Origin of the sequence: Serratia sp. (in: enterobacteria) (assembly GCF_052400455.1) — a bacterium.
Taxonomy (GTDB): Bacteria; Pseudomonadota; Gammaproteobacteria; order Enterobacterales; family Enterobacteriaceae; genus Serratia; species Serratia ureilytica.
Map to the genome: position 1 here is coordinate 4532432 of NZ_CP185812.1, position 18663 is coordinate 4551094.

General features: G+C 59.3%; 19 protein-coding genes. 14 read left to right on the forward strand and 5 right to left on the reverse strand.

Annotated elements, in window-relative coordinates:
• Positions 1–10: 10 nt before the first annotated feature.
• The 4 genes from mreD to csrD all read right to left on the reverse strand — a co-directional run bounded on the left by mreD (position 11) and on the right by csrD (position 5006).
• Positions 11–499, reverse strand: a complete 489-nt coding sequence (mreD, locus tag ACORQT_RS21835) for a rod shape-determining protein MreD (RefSeq protein ID WP_004936918.1) — start codon at positions 497–499, stop codon at positions 11–13.
• Positions 496–1521 (reverse strand): rod shape-determining protein MreC, encoded by a 1026-nt coding sequence (gene mreC / locus ACORQT_RS21840; protein WP_033644451.1) that lies wholly within the window; start codon positions 1519–1521, stop codon positions 496–498. The genes mreD and mreC overlap by 4 nt, the downstream gene beginning before the upstream one ends.
• Positions 1522–1615: 94 nt before the next feature.
• Positions 1616–2659, reverse strand: a complete 1044-nt coding sequence (mreB, locus tag ACORQT_RS21845) for a rod shape-determining protein MreB (protein ID WP_003855260.1) — start codon at positions 2657–2659, stop codon at positions 1616–1618.
• A 412-nt stretch (positions 2660–3071) separates the two neighbouring features.
• Positions 3072–5006: an RNase E specificity factor CsrD gene (csrD, locus tag ACORQT_RS21850; RefSeq protein ID WP_047573543.1), complete on the reverse strand. Its 1935-nt coding sequence runs from the start codon at positions 5004–5006 to the stop codon at positions 3072–3074.
• Positions 5007–5210: 204 nt separating this feature from the next.
• On the opposite strand from csrD, the gene acuI reads away from it, so the two are divergent.
• From acuI to fis, 11 genes are all read left to right on the forward strand, one after another.
• Entirely contained in the window at positions 5211–6188 is a 978-nt protein-coding gene (gene acuI, locus ACORQT_RS21855) for an acrylyl-CoA reductase (NADPH) (protein ID WP_164058036.1), read from the forward strand.
• 157 nt (positions 6189–6345) lie between these two features.
• Positions 6346–7347 (forward strand): protein-methionine-sulfoxide reductase catalytic subunit MsrP, encoded by a 1002-nt coding sequence (msrP, locus tag ACORQT_RS21860; protein WP_072626900.1) that lies wholly within the window; start codon positions 6346–6348, stop codon positions 7345–7347.
• The gene (gene msrQ / locus ACORQT_RS21865) at positions 7348–7947 is read left to right on the forward strand and encodes a protein-methionine-sulfoxide reductase heme-binding subunit MsrQ (protein WP_016930241.1); all 600 of its coding nucleotides are present in this window, start codon (positions 7348–7350) and stop codon (positions 7945–7947) included.
• A 287-nt stretch (positions 7948–8234) separates the two neighbouring features.
• Entirely contained in the window at positions 8235–8687 is a 453-nt protein-coding gene (aroQ, locus tag ACORQT_RS21870; protein WP_004936891.1) for a type II 3-dehydroquinate dehydratase, read from the forward strand.
• Between the two features lie 32 nt (positions 8688–8719).
• Positions 8720–9187 carry an acetyl-CoA carboxylase biotin carboxyl carrier protein gene (accB, locus tag ACORQT_RS21875; RefSeq protein ID WP_033636178.1) on the forward strand — a complete coding sequence of 156 codons (468 nt, stop codon included), beginning with the start codon at positions 8720–8722 and terminating at the stop codon, positions 9185–9187.
• Between the two features lie 12 nt (positions 9188–9199).
• Entirely contained in the window at positions 9200–10549 is a 1350-nt protein-coding gene (gene accC, locus ACORQT_RS21880; protein ID WP_033651233.1) for an acetyl-CoA carboxylase biotin carboxylase subunit, read from the forward strand.
• Positions 10550–10700: 151 nt separating this feature from the next.
• On the forward strand, positions 10701–10943 hold the full coding sequence (locus tag ACORQT_RS21885; protein WP_033644445.1) for a YhdT family protein: 243 nt from the start codon (positions 10701–10703) through the stop codon (positions 10941–10943).
• Positions 10933–12378 (forward strand): sodium/pantothenate symporter, encoded by a 1446-nt coding sequence (panF, locus tag ACORQT_RS21890; RefSeq protein ID WP_004936863.1) that lies wholly within the window; start codon positions 10933–10935, stop codon positions 12376–12378. The genes ACORQT_RS21885 and panF overlap by 11 nt, the downstream gene beginning before the upstream one ends.
• 11 nt (positions 12379–12389) lie before the next feature.
• Positions 12390–13271, forward strand: coding sequence for a 50S ribosomal protein L11 methyltransferase (gene prmA / locus ACORQT_RS21895; RefSeq protein WP_033644444.1), 882 nt, complete (start codon positions 12390–12392; stop codon positions 13269–13271).
• A 393-nt stretch (positions 13272–13664) separates the two neighbouring features.
• A complete protein-coding gene (gene dusB / locus ACORQT_RS21900; protein WP_033644443.1) occupies positions 13665–14669 on the forward strand; it encodes a tRNA dihydrouridine synthase DusB in 1005 nt (334 codons plus the stop codon).
• Entirely contained in the window at positions 14651–14947 is a 297-nt protein-coding gene (gene fis / locus ACORQT_RS21905) for a DNA-binding transcriptional regulator Fis (protein WP_000462905.1), read from the forward strand. The genes dusB and fis overlap by 19 nt, the downstream gene beginning before the upstream one ends.
• Positions 14948–15076: 129 nt before the next feature.
• On the opposite strand, the gene ACORQT_RS21910 is transcribed toward fis, so the two are convergent.
• Complete coding sequence (locus ACORQT_RS21910; RefSeq protein ID WP_016930249.1) at positions 15077–15418, reverse strand: hypothetical protein; 342 nt, start codon at positions 15416–15418, stop codon at positions 15077–15079.
• A gap of 248 nt (positions 15419–15666) precedes the next feature.
• On the opposite strand from ACORQT_RS21910, the gene lpxO reads away from it, so the two are divergent.
• From lpxO to ACORQT_RS21925, 3 genes are all read left to right on the forward strand, one after another.
• Positions 15667–16572: a lipid A hydroxylase LpxO gene (gene lpxO, locus ACORQT_RS21915; protein WP_033651231.1), complete on the forward strand. Its 906-nt coding sequence runs from the start codon at positions 15667–15669 to the stop codon at positions 16570–16572.
• 300 nt (positions 16573–16872) lie between these two features.
• Entirely contained in the window at positions 16873–17793 is a 921-nt protein-coding gene (lpxP, locus tag ACORQT_RS21920) for a kdo(2)-lipid IV(A) palmitoleoyltransferase (protein ID WP_164057674.1), read from the forward strand.
• A 116-nt stretch (positions 17794–17909) separates the two neighbouring features.
• Entirely contained in the window at positions 17910–18608 is a 699-nt protein-coding gene (locus ACORQT_RS21925; protein ID WP_422066977.1) for a CTP synthase C-terminal region-related (seleno)protein, read from the forward strand.
• Positions 18609–18663: the final 55 nt, after the last annotated feature.

Below are 18663 nucleotides of genomic sequence, written 5' to 3' on the forward strand. Positions count from 1 at the left end.
TGAGATACCCTTACTGTACGGCGAACTGACGGCGGATTTTGCGCATCAACAGGAATAACCACGGCCACAAAATGCCGTTTACCACACTACTCCAGAACACCTCTGGGCGGAAAGAGACGTTGATCACTAAAAACTCAGCCCAGAACACCACCACGTCCATCGACAGCGACAGCAGCACGACGATCAGCGCCTGTTGCCACAGCGCCATATTGCGGAACAGTTGGAATTTGAACGCCACCAGGTAGGCGATGATGCCCAGCGCCAGCGCGCGCACGCCCAGCGTGGAGCCGAGGATCAGATCCATGATCAGCCCCAGCACGAAACCGGTGCCGACGTTGACGCGGTGCGGCAAGGCCATCACCCAGTAAATGAGGATCAGCACCAGCCACGAAGGCCGGAACATGTAGATCTGTTCCGGCCACGGCATGATTTGCAGCACCAACGCCACCAGGAACGACAGCCAGATGATCCAGCGCCCGTGGCTGCGGTAACTGTTCATTGCACCACTCCCGCCGCGGCAGGCTGGGCTGGAGGCTGGGCAGACGCCGGAGCGACGGTTTGCGGCGCCACGCCGGTGGCCGGCGCCGGCAGCTGCGGCCCGACCGAACCGGCAGGCGGCAGCACCTGCGGCATCATCTGCATCAGGCGCTCATTGGCCACGCGGTGAACTTCGTCCGGCGGCAACGGCATGTCGCCGTTGCGATCGGCGCCCCACAGCAGCAGCAGGTAGCGCAAGCGCTGCAGACCGGCGGTCGGCCGCGCCTGAATCACGGTGTAAGCGCGTTGATTGTCGACCTTGACCGAAGAGACTACCGCCACCGGATACCCTTCCGGGAAACGGCCGCCGAGGCCGGAGGTCACCAGCACGTCGCCAACGCGGATATCGGTATTGTTCGGCAGGTGTTCCAGCTGCAGATCGTCGGCGCAGCCGCTGCCTGCGGCGATCACCCGAATATCGTTGCGCAGCACCTGAATCGGCAACGCGTGCGAGGCATCGCAGATCAGCAGCACGCGGCTGGTCACCTTCGCCACCGCCACGACCTGGCCAACTACGCCCTTGTCACTGATCACCGGCTGGCCTTCATAGACGCCGTTGTCCGACCCTTTGTCGATAACGACTTGGTCGCTGTACGGATCGGAACCGGTGGAGATCACCTGGGTGACCATCTTGTGTTCGTCCTGGCGCAGCGGGGAACCCAGCAGCTCGCGCAAGCGGGCGTTTTCCTGCTTGAATTGGCCAAGAAGAAGAATATCGCTGTTTTTCAGCAGCAGTTCCTGCCGCAGAGCTCGGTTTTCCAGCTCCAGCTGTTGGCGGGTGGCCAGCGTTTCCGACACGCTGTCCAAAACTTTACGCGGCCCGTTGGCCAGAAAATAGAAAGGGCTGACTGCGGTGTCCATGTAGTTACGTATCTTCACGAACGTGCCGAGCCGGCTGTCGGCAACGATCAGGCCAATGGCCGCGATCACCGCCAAAAAAAGTCGCAGTTGCAGGGAAGGCCCCCTGCTAAAAATCGGCTTCATAAATTATGCGAGTTCCTCGACAACAGAAAGAGGAACCGTACCCGATTTTCGCTGTGCGCATTCATCCGATACGATTCCTCCTTCCAGGGGCTGACTATTCTTCGCTGAACAAATCGCCGCCGTGCATGTCGATCATTTCCAACGCCTTGCCGCCGCCGCGCGCCACGCAGGTCAGCGGATCTTCCGCCACCACGACCGGGATGCCGGTTTCTTCCATCAGCAGGCGATCGAGGTTGCGCAGCAACGCGCCGCCGCCGGTCAAGACCATGCCGCGTTCGGAAATGTCGGAGGCCAATTCTGGCGGGCACTGCTCCAGCGCAACCATCACCGCGCTGACGATGCCGGTCAGCGGCTCTTGCAGGGCTTCGAGGATTTCATTGGAGTTCAGGGTAAAGCCGCGCGGTACGCCTTCAGCCAGGTTACGGCCGCGCACTTCGATTTCGCGCACTTCGTCGCCCGGATAGGCAGAACCGATTTCGTGCTTGATGCGCTCTGCGGTGGCTTCGCCGATCAGCGAGCCATAGTTGCGGCGCACATAATTGATGATGGCTTCATCGAAACGGTCACCGCCGATGCGCACGGAAGAGGAGTACACCACGCCGTTCAGCGAGATCACCGCCACTTCAGTGGTACCGCCACCGATATCCACCACCATGGAGCCGGTCGCTTCGGAAACCGGCAAACCTGCACCGATCGCCGCCGCCATCGGCTCTTCAATCAGGAACACTTCACGCGCGCCGGCCCCTTGGGCGGACTCGCGGATAGCGCGGCGTTCAACCTGGGTTGCGCCGACCGGCACACAGACCAGCACGCGCGGGCTTGGGCGCATAAAGCTGTTGCTGTGAACCTGTTTGATAAAGTGCTGCAGCATTTTTTCGGTCACGAAGAAGTCGGCGATCACGCCGTCTTTCATCGGGCGAATAGCCGCGATGTTGCCGGGGGTGCGGCCCAGCATCTGTTTGGCGTCATGACCGACGGCCGCTACGCTCTTTGGGGAGCCGGCACGATCCTGGCGAATGGCAACCACCGAAGGTTCATTCAGTACGATGCCTTGCCCTTTAACATAAATCAGGGTATTGGCGGTACCCAAGTCGATGGACAAGTCGTTGGAAAACATGCCACGAAATTTCTTAAACATAACGAAAGGATAATCCTGCAAGCTGGGGGCGGAAAATAAAATCCGCCTACTTTACCAACCACACGAAGCAGCGACAAGGCGCAAAAACGTTCTACTTCGGTGAAAAATAGTCTGTATTGTTTCTGCTCGAATGCACGGAAATTGGATGAGGCCTGAATTCCCTGAACAAAGGCTCAGTTTACCACCCTGTCAACGCACGAAACGGCGTAACACAGCTCATAAAATCTAACATATTCCCTGATTGCCGCCGGTGGTAAGCACCTACCAACGTCAACCAGATAAAGGCAGACAAGAGCCTATCTCAAATAGGCGTTGTTGTCGCAGGCAGTTTGGAAAAAACTCCAAAAAGACGGTAACGAGGCCCAGATGGATCCGGTCCTCATTCTACGTCAATTTTTGTCCGTCAATCAGCTTAAACACGATAACGACGTGAATATTTTTTACGCCCCACGTCGATCGGTTCCGGCGACGCGAAAAAGTCGCCCTGCCCGCCATGGATCCCACGCTCTTTCAGCGTCTGCCATTCGTTGCGCGTACGTACGCTGGCAGCGAACACCTGAGCGCGCGTGCCCGCGCAGGCGCCGGTCAGGCTCTGCACGAACAGCTGATTTTCGTCCCGCTTATCGATACTCCGCACCAACCCCGGGTGGAGCTTGACGATCTCCACCTGCAACGACTTGATATAGGACGTGCTGACCACGGTTAACCCCGCTTTGGACACCGCCAGGCGGCAACCCAGCCCTGACAGCAACCTCAGCACCGGACGCAAACGGTCGATATGTTGACACACATCTGCCTCCGCAAGTTCAATCAGAATTCGTCGACGCTGACTTTTTTCGCACTGCAACAGCGTATCGCGCAGCCAGCGTTGGAAAGAGCGCTGCAAAATCGAGTCCACGCACAGCGGGAACGCCAGCGTTTCTTCAGGCCACTGCGCCAGCAACGGGATGATGCGGCTCACCTGTTGGCGATCGTAACTCTCCGCCAACCCCAATTGCTCCACCAGCGGCATATATTCCGCCGGCAGCAATTCCTGGGCGCCGTCATAAATTCGGCTCATGATCTCACGGTGGTGCACCTCGCCTTCCACGGTCACCGCCGGTTTCTGATACAGCCGCGGGCCGCCGCGCGCCAGCACCTGTTCCAGCAGCGTGCGCCACTTGACGCTGCCGCGCCCCTTTTCCGGCACCTGGCTGTCGTACACGTACCAGCCGTTTTCGCCCTGCAGCGTGGCGTGCCGCGTCGCCTGCTCCGCGTAATCGATCACCTGCTCCGTGGTCTGGCCGCTGCGGTACGCCACGATGCCGATGTGCAGGAAGGCCTCACGGTCGATCATCGCCGTGGAAGGCAAGGCATCGATGGCGTTGACCAGCTGTGAGGCGATGCCGTCGGCCTCCTTCAGCGTGCGATGCGGCAGCAAGACGGTAAAATCGCTGTGAAAATAGCGCGCCAGCAGCGCCGACGGATAGCGCATCACGAAGGTAGACAGCAGATTGACCAGCGAATACATCAGCTCCTGCACCGCCACGCTGCCGTGCGTGTCGCGCAGGGTCTCGAAATCGGGCAGCCGCACCATCATCACGATGCCGTGCGAGCCTTCCTCTTCCAGCTGAGTGGTCAATTGGTTATCGAAGAACAGGCGATTGTTCAGCCCGGTTTTGGCGTCCTGCGCCGCGAAGGCGCGGATCAGCGTATCGACCCGGCTGCGCTCCTCCCGGGCTTCCGCCAGATCGGCCAGCAGGCGGTCGAGCGCCCCGCTGACGTTGGCCGGCCATTCGCGCACGTCGCCCTGCATGACGTTTTCGCGCTCGCCGTTCAGAATGCGCCGCGCGCGGCGCTCCAGACGATCCTCGCCGTCGGCCTGTTCACGCAGCCAGCGCAGGCTGAACAGCAAAATCACCACCATAACGACGATCGACAGCGTGACGGCGGCCGTGGATTGCAACGTGCGCACATCGCTGGCGAAGGGATCGAGGTAGGTGATTTGCAGCATACTGCCCGGGTGCTGCAACAGCGGGCGCGAGACCTGACGATAGCCGTTCAGCGCATCCCAGGGCTCTTTTTTCGCCGTCGGCAATTTATAGTCGAGGAGCTTGCTGGCGCCGGCCTCTACGCGGATCGACACAATGCCGAGCGGGCGCATGACAATCGGCAACCATTTCTCCTGATCGCGCGGCGACTCGCGCAACATGGCTTGATCGAGAGACGTGACCAGCGAATCAAAGCGACGCTCCTGGCGATCCTGGGTAACGTAAAAGAAGCTGTATGAGCATCCCATCAGCATCAAAAACATCGCCAGCGCGACCAACAGAGTGATCAATGCAGAGAGTTTGGTGGTAAATCGCATCCCTGTGCCTTGTCCGCTATGGTTAAGTGAGTGTTCACCCTTTAGCTAAAAGGGGCCGTCCAACCCTAACAAGCCTTGCTGAGGAATTAAACCTGCAAGCGCCGTTTTTGTCCTTTATCAGGACTTGGGCCGCTTATTATGCATATAGTCAAATAAATGTGATTCAGCCATTGATAGAAAAGTGTAAACGAGAGGAAGAGTGACATGCGTGCACTGTTATTGGAACAACAAGACGACCAAACTCTGGCTCATATCAAAGATATCGGCAGCGATCGGTTGCCGGAAGGCGATGTTACCGTCGACATCAACTGGTCCAGCCTGAACTACAAGGATGCGCTGGCGATCACCGGGAAAGGCAAGATCGTGCGTCATTTCCCAATGGTGCCGGGCATCGACTTCGCCGGCATCGTGCGCCACAGCGGTGACGCTCGCTTTAAAGAGGGGCAAAGCGTGGTGCTCACCGGCTGGGGCGTGGGTGAACACCACTGGGGCGGCCTGGCCGAGCAGGCTCGCGTCTCCGGCGAGTGGCTGGTGCCGCTGCCGAACGGCCTGGATGAGCGCAAGGCGATGATCATCGGCACCGCCGGCTTTACCGCCATGCTGTGCGTGATGGCGCTGGAAGAAGGCGGGGTACACCCGGACGACGGCGATATCCTGGTTACCGGCGCCAGCGGCGGCGTGGGCAGCACCGCCATCGCCCTGCTGGCGGCGCTGGGGTACCGGGTGACCGCCATCAGCGGCCGCGACAGCAATACCGACTACCTGAAAGCGCTCGGCGCCAAAGAGGTGATGTCGCGCGATGGCTATATCGACACGCCGCGTCCGCTGGAGAAACAGCTGTGGGCCGGCGCGGTGGACACCGTCGGCGACAAACTGCTGGCCCGGGTGCTGGCGCAGATGAACTATAACGGCACCGTCGCCGCCTGCGGCCTGGCCGGCGGCTATCAGTTGCCGACCACCGTGATGCCGTTCATTCTGCGCAATGTGCGCCTGCAAGGGGTGGATTCGGTGCATACGCCGCTGCATCGCCGCCAAACCGCCTGGGAACGGCTGGCCGGCATTCTGCCGGACAGTTTCTATCAGCAGGCCACGCACGAAATCACCCTCGAACAGGCGCCGGCCACCGCCGCCGCGCTGCTGAACAACCAAATCACCGGCCGCACTCTGGTGAAAATCCGCTGACGGACTCCCCCCCGGCGACGGGGGGCTCACCGGCGTCTGCGAAATTTCATATTTTCCCGCGTCCCCTCGCTTCCGGCCGGCTTTAGCGCCATGCTTATTTCATGGAGCCCCGTTAACCGCTTGCGGGCGGCGGGCATCAGTCGCGGAGAACATCAGCATGAACAAACACCCCAAATTGACCGAGGCCGACGTCACGCCAGAGAGCGTATTCCACCAGCGGCGCAAAGTGCTGCAGGCGCTCGGCATCACCGCCGCCACGCTGGCGCTGCCTACCGGCGCACAGGCGGACCTGCTGTCGTGGTTCAAAGGCAACGATCGTCCCAAGGCGCCGCCGGGCAAAGCGCTGGAATTCAGCAAACCGGCCGCCTGGCAGGCGCAGCTGGCGATGACGCCGGAAGACAAGGTCACCGGCTACAACAACTTCTATGAGTTCGGCCTCGACAAGGCCGATCCGGCCGCCAACGCCGGCGGGCTGAAGACCGAAGGCTGGAAAGTGCGCATCGACGGCGAAGTGGCGAAGCCGATAACGCTGGATATCGACGATCTGATGAAGCGTTTCCCGCTGGAGCAGCGCATTTATCGCATGCGCTGCGTCGAGGCCTGGTCGATGGTGGTGCCATGGATCGGTTTCGAGCTGGGCAAGCTTCTCAAGCTGGCCGAGCCGAACGGCAGCGCGCGCTACGTGGCCTTCCAGACGCTGTACGATCCGGAACAGATGCCCGGCCAGAAAGATCGCTTTATCGGCGGCGGCCTGAAATATCCCTACATCGAAGGGCTGCGGCTGGACGAGGCGATGCATCCGCTGGCGCTGCTGACCGTCGGCGTGTACGGCAAAACCCTGCCGCCGCAAAACGGCGCGCCGCTGCGGTTGATTACGCCGTGGAAATACGGCTTCAAAGGCATCAAGTCGATCGTGCATATCCGTTTGGTGCGCGATCAGCCGCCGACCACCTGGAACCAATCTGCGCCGAACGAGTACGGTTTTTACGCCAACGTGAATCCGCACGTCGATCATCCGCGCTGGTCGCAGGCCACCGAGCGTTTCATCGGCGCCGGCGGCATACTCGACGTCAAACGCCAACCGACGCTGCTGTTTAACGGCTATGCCGATCAGGTGGCGTCGCTGTATCACGGCATGGACCTGCGGGAGAATTTCTAAGTGCGCCTGACGCCTGTTCATATCAAATGGCTGAAAGCCGCCCTGCATCTGGCGGCGTTTTTGCCCTTTCTCTGGCTGGTGTTGGCGGTGGATCAGGGCTGGTTCAGCGCCGATCCGTCCAAGGACATTCAGCATTTTACCGGCAGGATGACGCTGAAACTGCTGCTGGCCACGCTGGCTATCGCCCCGCTGGCGCGCTACGCCCGGCAGCCGCTGCTGATCCGCTGCCGCCGCCTGGTCGGGCTGTGGTGCTTTGCCTGGGGCACGTTGCACCTGATAAGCTACTCCACGCTGGAACTGGGGCTGAGCAATCTCGGCCTGCTGGGCAGTGAGCTGGTGAACCGCCCGTATCTGACGCTCGGCATCCTCACCTGGCTGATCCTGCTGGCGCTGGCGGCCACCTCAACGCTGTGGGCGATGCGCAAACTGGGCGCCAAATGGCAAACGTTGCACAACTTCGTCTATCTGGCGGCGATCCTCGCGCCCATCCACTATCTGTGGTCGGTCAAAACGTTTTCACCCCAGCCGTTCATTTACGCGCTGTTGGCGGTGGCGCTGTTAGGCCTGCGTTACAAGAAATTCCGCGCCTGGTGGCGTTGAATCGCGCGGCGGCGCGTGGGATTGCCGCTGAAAAACGCGCGCCGCCGGCGGGAACTTTTTTTGTGTTCCAGCGCTCATATTCCTGTCACGGCTCCCCGAGTTCGTCGATTTGGGGTTGAATATCTTCGCTGATAAGACCAGTATTTAGCTGCGAATTGCTACGATATCGTTATAATGCCCGACCTTGTTTCTGTTCTCAGGGTGAATTTGCCCCTTAACAGGTGACAAATCGGTAACATCGGGTTATTTTCTACGATGATGGTTTTATTGCCGGAGATACCAGCACAATGGCGGATAAGTTTCACATTTTGCTTCTGAACGGCCCCAATCTCAATCTGCTGGGGACGCGTGAGCCGGAGAAGTACGGCAGCACGACGCTGACAGAGATTGTTAACGGATTGGAAAACCAGGCATCCGCATTGGATATTACCCTGAGCCATCTGCAGTCCAACGCCGAGCATCAGCTGATCGATCGCATCCATCAGGCGCGCGGCAATACCGATTTCATTCTGATAAATCCGGCGGCGTTCACGCATACCAGCGTGGCGCTGCGCGATGCGTTGCTGGCGGTGCAGATCCCGTTCATCGAGATCCACCTGTCCAACGTGCACGCCCGCGAACCTTTCCGCCATCACTCTTATCTCTCAGACGTAGCGGTAGGCGTGATTTGCGGCCTCGGCGCGGATGGCTACGCTTTCGCTTTACAGGCAGCGGTTAACCGTCTGTCGAAAACCCACTAATTGCTCCACAAAAAGAGTACGGAATCACACTCATGGATATTCGTAAAATCAAGAAACTGATCGAACTGGTTGAAGAATCAGGCATTTCTGAACTGGAAATCTCTGAAGGCGAAGAATCGGTTCGCATCAGCCGTGCCGCACCGGCGCAGGCTTATCCCGTCATGCAGCAGGCCTACGCGATGCCGGCACAGCAGCAGCCAGCCCTGGCTAACGCCGTTGCCACCGCGCCTGCGGCAGAAACCCCTGCAGCACCGGCGGCCGTGAGTGGCCACGTCGTTCGTTCCCCAATGGTAGGCACCTTCTACCGCACCCCAAGCCCGGACGCGAAAGCCTTCGTGGAAGTGGGCCAGAAAGTGAACGCCGGCGATACCCTGTGCATCGTTGAAGCCATGAAAATGATGAACCAGATCGAAGCGGACAAGTCCGGCGTCGTGAAAGCCATCCTGGTGGAAAACGGCCAGCCGGTCGAATATGACGAGCCGCTGGTCGTCATCGAATAACGAGGCGCCCCCATGCTTGATAAAATTGTTATCGCCAACCGCGGCGAGATCGCGCTTCGCATCCTGCGTGCCTGTAAAGAACTGGGCATCAAGACCGTTGCGGTTCACTCCGCGGCCGACCGCGATCTGAAACACGTTCTGCTGGCCGACGAGACCGTCTGCATCGGTCCTGCGCCATCGGTAAAAAGCTATCTGAACATCCCGGCCATCATCTCGGCGGCGGAAATCACCGGCGCAGTGGCGATCCACCCGGGCTACGGCTTCCTGTCCGAGAACGCCGACTTCGCCGAGCAGGTTGAACGCTCCGGTTTCATCTTCATCGGCCCGAAAGCCGAAACCATCCGCCTGATGGGCGACAAGGTTTCCGCGATCAATGCCATGAAAAAAGCCGGCGTGCCATGCGTGCCGGGCTCCGACGGCCCGCTGACCGATGACATGGATAAAAACCGTGCCTTCGCCAAGCGCATCGGTTATCCGGTGATCATCAAGGCCTCCGGCGGCGGCGGCGGCCGCGGCATGCGCGTCGTGCGCAGCGACAAAGACCTTGAGCAGTCCATCAACATGACGAAAGCGGAAGCCAAAGCGGCTTTCAACAACGACATGGTGTACATGGAAAAATACCTGGAGAATCCGCGTCACATCGAGATTCAGGTATTGGCCGACGGCCAGGGCAACGCCATCTATCTGGCCGAGCGCGACTGCTCCATGCAGCGTCGCCACCAGAAAGTGGTCGAAGAAGCGCCGGCGCCGGGCATCACCAGCGAAATGCGCCGCTACATCGGCGAGCGCTGCTCGAAAGCCTGTGTGGAAATCGGCTATCGCGGTGCGGGCACCTTCGAGTTCCTTTATGAAAACGGCGAGTTCTATTTCATCGAAATGAACACCCGTATTCAGGTAGAGCACCCGGTTACCGAAATGATCACCGGCGTGGATCTGATCAAAGAGCAGCTGCGCATCGCTGCCGGTCAGCCGCTGTCGATCAAACAGGAAGAAGTGAAGATCCACGGCCATGCGGTAGAATGCCGCATCAACGCCGAAGATCCGAACACCTTCCTGCCGAGCCCGGGCAAGATCACCCGCTTCCACGCGCCAGGCGGTTTCGGCGTGCGTTGGGAATCTCATATCTACGCCGGTTATACCGTACCGCCGTACTATGACTCCATGATCGGCAAACTGATCACCTACGGCGAAAACCGTGACGTGGCGATTGCCCGCATGAAAAACGCCCTGGCTGAACTGATCATCGACGGCATCAAAACCAACGTTGAGCTGCAGCAGAAGATCATGAACGACGAAAACTTCCAGCACGGTGGCACCAACATCCACTATCTGGAGAAGAAGCTGGGTCTGCAGGAAACCTAAGCAGGCACGCAGCATCGTCTGACGAAAGGCCGGTTAATCACCGGCCTTTTTCTTTGGCGCTGACGCCAGTAACGGCTTGGCAAAACGCCGTCATGCCGTAAAATTCCCTACCTTTGATGAATCCATCACCGTAAACCTATGGGAGACACGGATGGACAAACGCTTTATTCAGGCGCACCGCGAAGCGCGCTGGGCGCTGGGGCTGACGCTGCTCTACCTGCTGGCCTGGGGGCTGGCGGCCTACCTGCCGGACAGCGCCATCGGCGTCACCGGCCTGCCGCACTGGTTCGAAATGGCCTGCCTGCTGGTGCCGCTGCTGTTCATCGGCCTGTGCTGGCTGATGGTGCGCACGGTGTTCCGCGACATTTCGCTGGAGGACAGCGATGCAAACTGAAGTGATCCTGCCGCTGGTCGCCTACCTGTTGCTGGTGTTCGGCCTGTCGGTGTATGCCTATCGCCGCCGTCAGAACGGAAATTTCCTCAGCGAATACTTCCTCGGCAACCGCTCGATGGGCGGCTTTGTGCTGGCGATGACCTTGACCGCCACCTACATCAGCGCCAGTTCGTTTATCGGCGGGCCCGGCGCCGCCTACAAATACGGCCTGGGCTGGGTACTGCTGGCGATGATCCAACTGCCGGCGGTGTGGCTGTCGCTCGGCGTGCTGGGCAAGAAATTCGCCATCCTGGCGCGGCGCTACAACGCCATTACCCTCAATGACATGCTGTATGGCCGCTACCAAAGCCGCCTGTTGGTGTGGCTGGCCAGCCTCAGCCTGCTGGTGGCGTTCCTCGGCGCCATGACGGTGCAGTTCATCGGCGGCGCCCGCCTGTTGGAGACCGCCGCCGGCATTCCTTATGACACCGGCCTGCTGATCTTCGGCATCAGCATCGCGCTGTACACCGCCTTCGGCGGCTTCCGCGCCAGCGTGTTGAACGACGCCATGCAGGGGCTGGTGATGCTGCTTGGCACCGTGCTGCTGCTGGTGGCGGTGATCCATGCCGCCGGCGGACTGGACAGCGCAGTAAGCAAACTGCAGCAGATCGATCCGGCGCTGGTGTCGCCGCAGGGCGGCGATCAGATCCTCAGCCTGCCGTTTATGGCGTCATTCTGGATCCTGGTGTGCTTCGGGGTGATCGGCCTGCCGCACACCGCCGTGCGCTGCATCTCCTACAAGGACAGCAAGGCGGTGCATCGCGGCATTCTGCTCGGCACCGTGGTGGTGGCGGTGCTGATGTTCGGCATGCACTTGGCCGGCGCGCTCGGCCGCGCGGTATTGCCCGATCTCAAGATCCCCGATCAGGTGATCCCAACGCTGATGATCACCGTGCTGCCGCCGTACGCCGCCGGGATCTTTTTGGCGGCGCCGATGGCGGCGATCATGTCGACCATCAATGCCCAACTGCTGCAATCCTCCGCCACCATCATCAAGGATCTCTACCTGGGCGTGCGGCCGCAGCAGATCCACAACGAGCGATTGATCAAGCGCTTCTCCAGCCTGACCACGCTGATCCTCGGTCTGCTGGTGCTGCTGGCGGCCTGGCGGCCGCCTGAGATGATCATCTGGCTCAACCTGCTGGCTTTCGGCGGGCTGGAGGCGGTCTTCCTGTGGCCGCTGGTGCTGGGCCTGTATTGGGAACGCGCCAATGCACAGGGAGCGCTTAGCTCAATGGTGTCGGGTGCGGTATGCTATACGCTATTGGCCAGCTTCAACCTGCAACCGGCGGGGCTGCACCCTATCGTGCCTTCGCTGTTGCTCAGCCTGTTGGCGTTTTATCTCGGTAACGTCGTCGGCGAAAAGCGCCGGGCGGCGTCATCATTACCCTCTTGAAGAGAATTGCTATGCCTTGGATCCAACTCAAACTGAACACCACCGGCAGCCAGGCGGAAGACCTGAGCGACGCGCTGGTGGAAAGCGGCGCCGTGTCGGTGACCTTCCAGGACACCCACGACAATCCGGTGTTCGAACCCTTGCCGGGTGAAACCCTGCTGTGGGGCGATACCGATGTGATCGGCCTGTACGACGCCGAAACCGATATGGCCGAGGTGGTGGCGATGCTGGAACAGCACCCGCTGCTGGGCGCCGGTTTCCGCCACAAGATAGAACAGCTGGAAGACAAGGACTGGGAGCGCGAGTGGATGGACAACTTCCACCCGATGCGCTTCGGCGAGCGCTTGTGGATCTGCCCGAGCTGGCGTGACGTGCCCGATCCTGACGCGGTCAACGTGATGCTCGATCCGGGCCTGGCGTTTGGCACCGGCACCCACCCGACCACCGCGCTGTGCCTGCAGTGGCTGGACGGCCTCGATCTGGCCGGCAAAACCGTTATCGACTTCGGTTGCGGCTCCGGCATCCTGGCGATCGCCGCGCTGAAGCTGGGTGCGGCGCGCGCTATCGGCATCGACATCGATCCCCAGGCCATTCAGGCCAGCCGCGACAACGCGCAGCGTAACGGCGTTTCAGAGCGTCTGGAGCTGTATCTGCCGAAAGACCAGCCTGCCGACCTGCTGGCGGACGTGGTGGTCGCCAACATCCTCGCCGGCCCGCTGCGCGAGCTGGCGCCGCTGATCGGCTGTCTGCCGAAGGCCGGTGGCCATCTGGGGCTGTCCGGCGTGCTGGCCAGCCAGGCGAGCAGCGTAGCGGAAGCCTACGCAGAGAAGTTCACACTCGACCCGGTCGCCGAGCGCGAAGAGTGGTGCCGCATTACCGGTCGCCGCAAGTAAGCGTCACGGTATAGTGCCCCTCTCGTCCACCGGCCCTGCGCCGGTGGATTTTTTTGTCCGGCGATCGGCCCTCGGGCGGCACAAAATTTTATGCAATTTTTCGCCGCTCAACGACGGATCGCCCTGAGAATGCGCCTTCCAGGCAGGCTATCCCGGCAAAAATAGCGGGCGAATGCAGATAATATCCTGCGCAAAGGCGAATATTTTGCCGCACACAAAATAAGCACTTTTCGTCAACTTATTGTAAAATATATATAATATTTTTATGAATCGCCGCGTAGCGTATTTTTCGTCCTAATATCGGGCCAATTGGTTAAAGTTTGGCCTTTCATCTCGACGCAAAAATGCGTAATATACGCGCCCTTGCGGACACAGTATGGTCACTCTTTGTCTATGCGCATTGGACACCACCAGCTTACTAATTGCCTGATTGCGGCCCCGATGGCCGGTATTACAGATCGCCCGTTCAGAACCCTCTGTCATGCAATGGGTGCTGGGATGGCTGTATCCGAAATGCTCTCCTCCAACCCGGAGGTGTGGCGGACGGATAAGTCGCGTCTGCGTATGGTGCATAGCGATGAACCTGGGATCCGCTCCGTGCAAATTGCCGGATGCGATCCTGATGATATGGCCGCCGCCGCGCGTATCAACGTGGCCAGCGGCGCGCAGATCATCGACATCAACATGGGATGCCCGGCCAAAAAAGTGAACCGGAAGCTTGCCGGGTCCGCTTTGTTGCAGTACCCGGATCTGGTTAAACGGATCCTCCACGCGGTGGTCGACGCGGTGGATGTGCCGGTAACGCTGAAGATTCGCACCGGCTGGGCGCCAGAGCACCGTAACTGTGTAGAGATTGCCCAACTGGCCGAAGACTGTGGTATTCAGGCCCTGACGATTCACGGCCGAACCCGCGCCTGTCTGTTTAACGGCAACGCGGAATACGACAGCATTCGGGCAGTTAAGCAGAGTGTTTCCATTCCGATTATCGCGAATGGGGATATTACTGACCCGCATAAAGCCAGAGCAGTGCTCGACTACACCGGGGCCGATGCCCTGATGATAGGCCGCGCTGCTCAGGGGAGACCCTGGATCTTCCGGGAAATCCAGCATTATCTGGACACTGGGGAGTTGCTGCCGCCGATGCCGCTTGGCGAGGTGAAGCGCTTGTTGATTGGGCACATTCGGGAATTGCACGGCTTCTATGGCCAAGGCAAGGGATTCCGGATTGCTCGTAAGCACGTGTCCTGGTATCTCCAGGAACACGCTCCGAATGACCAGTTTCGGCGCACATTCAACGCCATAGAGGATGCCAGCGAACAGCTGGAGGCGTTGGAGGCATATTTCGAAAATCTTAGCGTAAAAAAAGAGCTGACAGAACTATGTTCGAACAACGCGTAAATTCTGACGTACTGACCGTTTCTACCGTTAACTCACAAGATCAGGTGACTCAAAAGCCTCTGCGTGACTCGGTTAAACAAGCACTGAAGAACTATTTTGCTCAACTGAACGGTCAAGACGTAAATGACCTGTATGAGCTGGTACTGGCTGAAGTTGAACAGCCACTGTTGGACATGGTGATGCAATACACCCGTGGCAACCAAACCCGCGCAGCCCTGATGATGGGCATCAACCGCGGCACGCTGCGTAAGAAGCTGAAAAAATACGGCATGAACTGATACTAGTCAGTTAACGTGTTGAAAAGGCGCTTTATCTCATTTGATAAGCGCCTTTTTCTTTGGGGCACGCCCGGTTTGCAGGCAATAAAAAAGGCCGCAACGCGGCCCTTGGGGTAAAAAGCGGAGACCTTACTCGGTCGCTTTGTTTTTGAGGCTTTCCGCCCCTTGCTTGGTCTTGTCCCAAGCCTTCTCCGTACCCTGTTTGGTGGAGTGCCAGGCTTTTTGCGAGCCTTCGCTCACTTTACTGCCAACGCTATCGCTCTTGCCTTCGGCGGCGTGCTTGGCTTTCAGCTTCAGCTCTTCACCCTTGTCCTGAGACTGGTGCAGCTTTTCTTTGGCGGTATCCGCCCCTTTATGCGCCTCAGCGACAACCTCGTTGCTGGCGTGAGCGGCGGTGTCGGTCGCGGTTTCAGCAGCGAACACCGGGGAAGCGAGCAGCAGTGCAGACAAGGCAATGATTGATTTCTTCATAAGTCCCTCTTTTCTCAGATACGTGCCATTCGTCATGAAACAAGATGGCATGAAACGCCCCTTGAACGATTTAAGAATAGGACTAAAACCAAAAAAATCGATATAAAATTTTATTACAAACAGTTTTATTGATTTTTTATGCCACTAAGCAGCATGAGCGGGGAAAGCGCACGAAAAAGTTAAATTTTTCCTGTCACAAAACTATAATTTGTACGAATTTTTAACATGCACTAACAGGGATGGATTCTATGGTTGCCGCGATCATTATCGGCATTTTTATCATCAGCTTCCTCTACGCACACTCCCGCGGCAAAGAGAAACAAAAGCTTACCCGTCAGCTGTTCGATCACTCCACGTTTATGGGGCCGATCAACATGTTTATGACCGGTTTCTCCCGTTTGCCCGCCAAACAGCCCTATTTCGACGAAAAAGGCTTCCCGGAGCTGCAGACGCTGACCGACAACTGGCAGACGATCCGCGAAGAAGCGGTGCGCCTGCAGGATCACATCAAAAAGGCGCAGTCACATAACGATGCCGGCTTCAACACCTTCTTCAAACGCGGCTGGAAACGTTTCTATCTGAAATGGTACAGCGACAGTCATCCTTCGGCGCAGACGCTGTGTCCAAAAACCGTCGAGCTGCTCAACCGCATCCCGTCGGTCAAGGCGGCGATGTTCGCCGAGCTGCCGCCCGGCAGCCACCTGGGTAAACACCGCGATCCTTACGCCGGCTCGGTGCGCTATCACCTGGGGCTGATGACGCCCAACGACGATCGCTGCTTCATCGAAGTAGACGGCGAGCAGCACAGCTGGCGCGACGGCGAGGCGGTGATCTTCGACGAGACCTACGTGCACTGGGCGCAGAACGCCACCGATCAGACGCGCATCATTCTGTTTTGCGACGTCGAGCGGCCAATGAAATGGCGCTGGGCGCAGGCAGTCAACCACTGGGTCGGCGCTACGCTGATGTCGGCGGCCAGTTCGCCGAACGACGATCAGGACCGCACCGGCGGCATCAACCGCATCTTCAAATACGTCAACGCGGTGCGCGATGCCGGCCAACGCCTGAAAGCGCGCAACCGCCGCGGTTACTACCTGCTGAAATGGCTGGTGATCGCCGCGATCTTCGCCGCGATTATCATTCCCAGCCTGTAAAACGCGCCAATCCTCAACTCAGGGGCAACGCGAATGAGAATATTCGCATGCCCCTCTTCCGCCACACCCCGTACCCTGTGTTAGCATAAGCATTCCTAGAGCCGCCTCCGCTGGCCAACAGCTATCCCTCCGAAGCCTGATAGCAGCGCAAACCGCCCTTCGAATGTAAATGTTTAGTCAATTATGGAATTCCGACTAAACCCTGGCCGTACCCGGGTGTCTGAGTAGTCGTATCGCTATCGAGTGGAACCTTTATGCGTTACAGCTTGCTGCCCCTTTTAACGTATAAAACGAGTTTCTATGAAATCAGCCAAAGCATTTCAACTGGCCTTGCTGCACCCGCGCTACTGGCTAACCTGGTTCGGCCTCGCTCTGCTGTTCCTGCTGGTACAGCTCCCCTATCCGCTGCTCTACCGTCTGGGGGTGTGGATGGGACGCACCTCGATGCGTTTTCTCAAGCGCCGCGTCACCATCACCCGTCGCAACCTCGAGCTGTGCTTCCCCGAGATGGACAAAGCGCAGCGCGAGCGCAAAGTGGTGGGCAATTTCGAATCCCTCGGCATGGGCCTGCTGGAAACCGGCATGGCCTGGTTCTGGTCAGATAAACGCGTCAAGCGCTGGTTCAACGTCTCCGGCATCAACCACCTCAAAATGGCGCAGCGCGACGATCGCGGCGTGCTGGTGATCGGCGTGCATTTTATGTCGCTGGAGCTGGGCGGCCGAGCGATGGGCCTGTGTCAGCCGATGATGGCGATGTACCGTCCGCATAACAACAAGGCGATGGAATGGGCGCAGACCAAAGGCCGCATGCGTTCCAACAAGGCGATGATCGATCGCAAGGATTTGCGCGGCATGGTGCATGCGCTCAAGCGCGGCGAGGCGGTGTGGTTCGCACCGGATCAGGACTACGGCCCGCGCGGCAGCGTATTCGCGCCGCTGTTCGCCGTCGATAAGGCCGCCACCACCAGCGGCACCTTCATGCTGGCACGCATGGCCAACCCGGCGCTGGTGCCGGTGGTGCTGATCCGCCGCAAAGGCGGCCGCGGCTACGACCTGCTGATCCAACCGGCTCTGGAAGACTATCCGCTCAGCGATGAACAGGCGGCCGCGGCTTACATGAACAAAGTGATCGAGAAAGAGATCATGCGGGCGCCGGAGCAATACATGTGGCTGCACCGCCGTTTCAAAACCCGACCGGCTGGCGCGCCCTCGCTGTACTGACCCCCTTATTTCCAGCCCGGCCAACGCCGGGCTTTTTTGTGCGCCGCGTTTAAAAAATCTGCGGCTCGGGCTCCCGCTTTCCTGTAATCTCCTTTTTTACCCGCACAGGAAAGGAAATGATGAAAGCTCAAGTCCGCATTGCTCTGGTCGGTGATTACAACCCGCAAGCCGTGGCCCACCAGGCCATCCCCGTGGCGCTCCAGCTCACCGCCGCCCACCTCGACATCGACGTTCAGCCCCAGTGGCTCCCGACCGAAACCCTGACCTCCCCCGACGCGCTGCAAGATTTCGACGCCATCTGGGTGGTGCCGGGCAGCCCGTATCGTCACGACGACGGCGCCTTTATGGCGATCCGTCATGCGCGGGAAAACGACGTGCCGTTCCTCGGCTCCTGCGGCGGTTTTCAATACGCCATCGTCGAATACGCCCGCAATGTGATGGGCTGGCACGACGCCGGTCATGCGGAAACCGACAGCGGTGGCCGGCTGGTGATCGCCCCATTGAGCTGCTCACTGGTGGAAAAAACCGGCGACATCGTTTTTCAGCCTGACACCCGCGTCGCGCAGGCCTACGGCAGCCTGAACGCCCATGAAGGCTACCACTGCAACTTCGGCGTGAATCCGGACTTCGTCGCCGATCTGCAGCGCTTCCCGCTGATCATCAGCGGCCACGATGCCGAAGGCGACGTGCGCGCCATCGAACTGCCGGGCCGGCGTTTTTACGCCGCCACGCTGTTCCAGTCGGAACGCGCCGCGCTGCGCGGCGAGCTTTCACCGCTGGTGGTGGAACTCGTCAAAGCCGCCGCCAACGGGTAAAGCGCGATGAACCAAAAAAAAGCCCTCTTGCGAGGGCTTCACATATAAATAACGC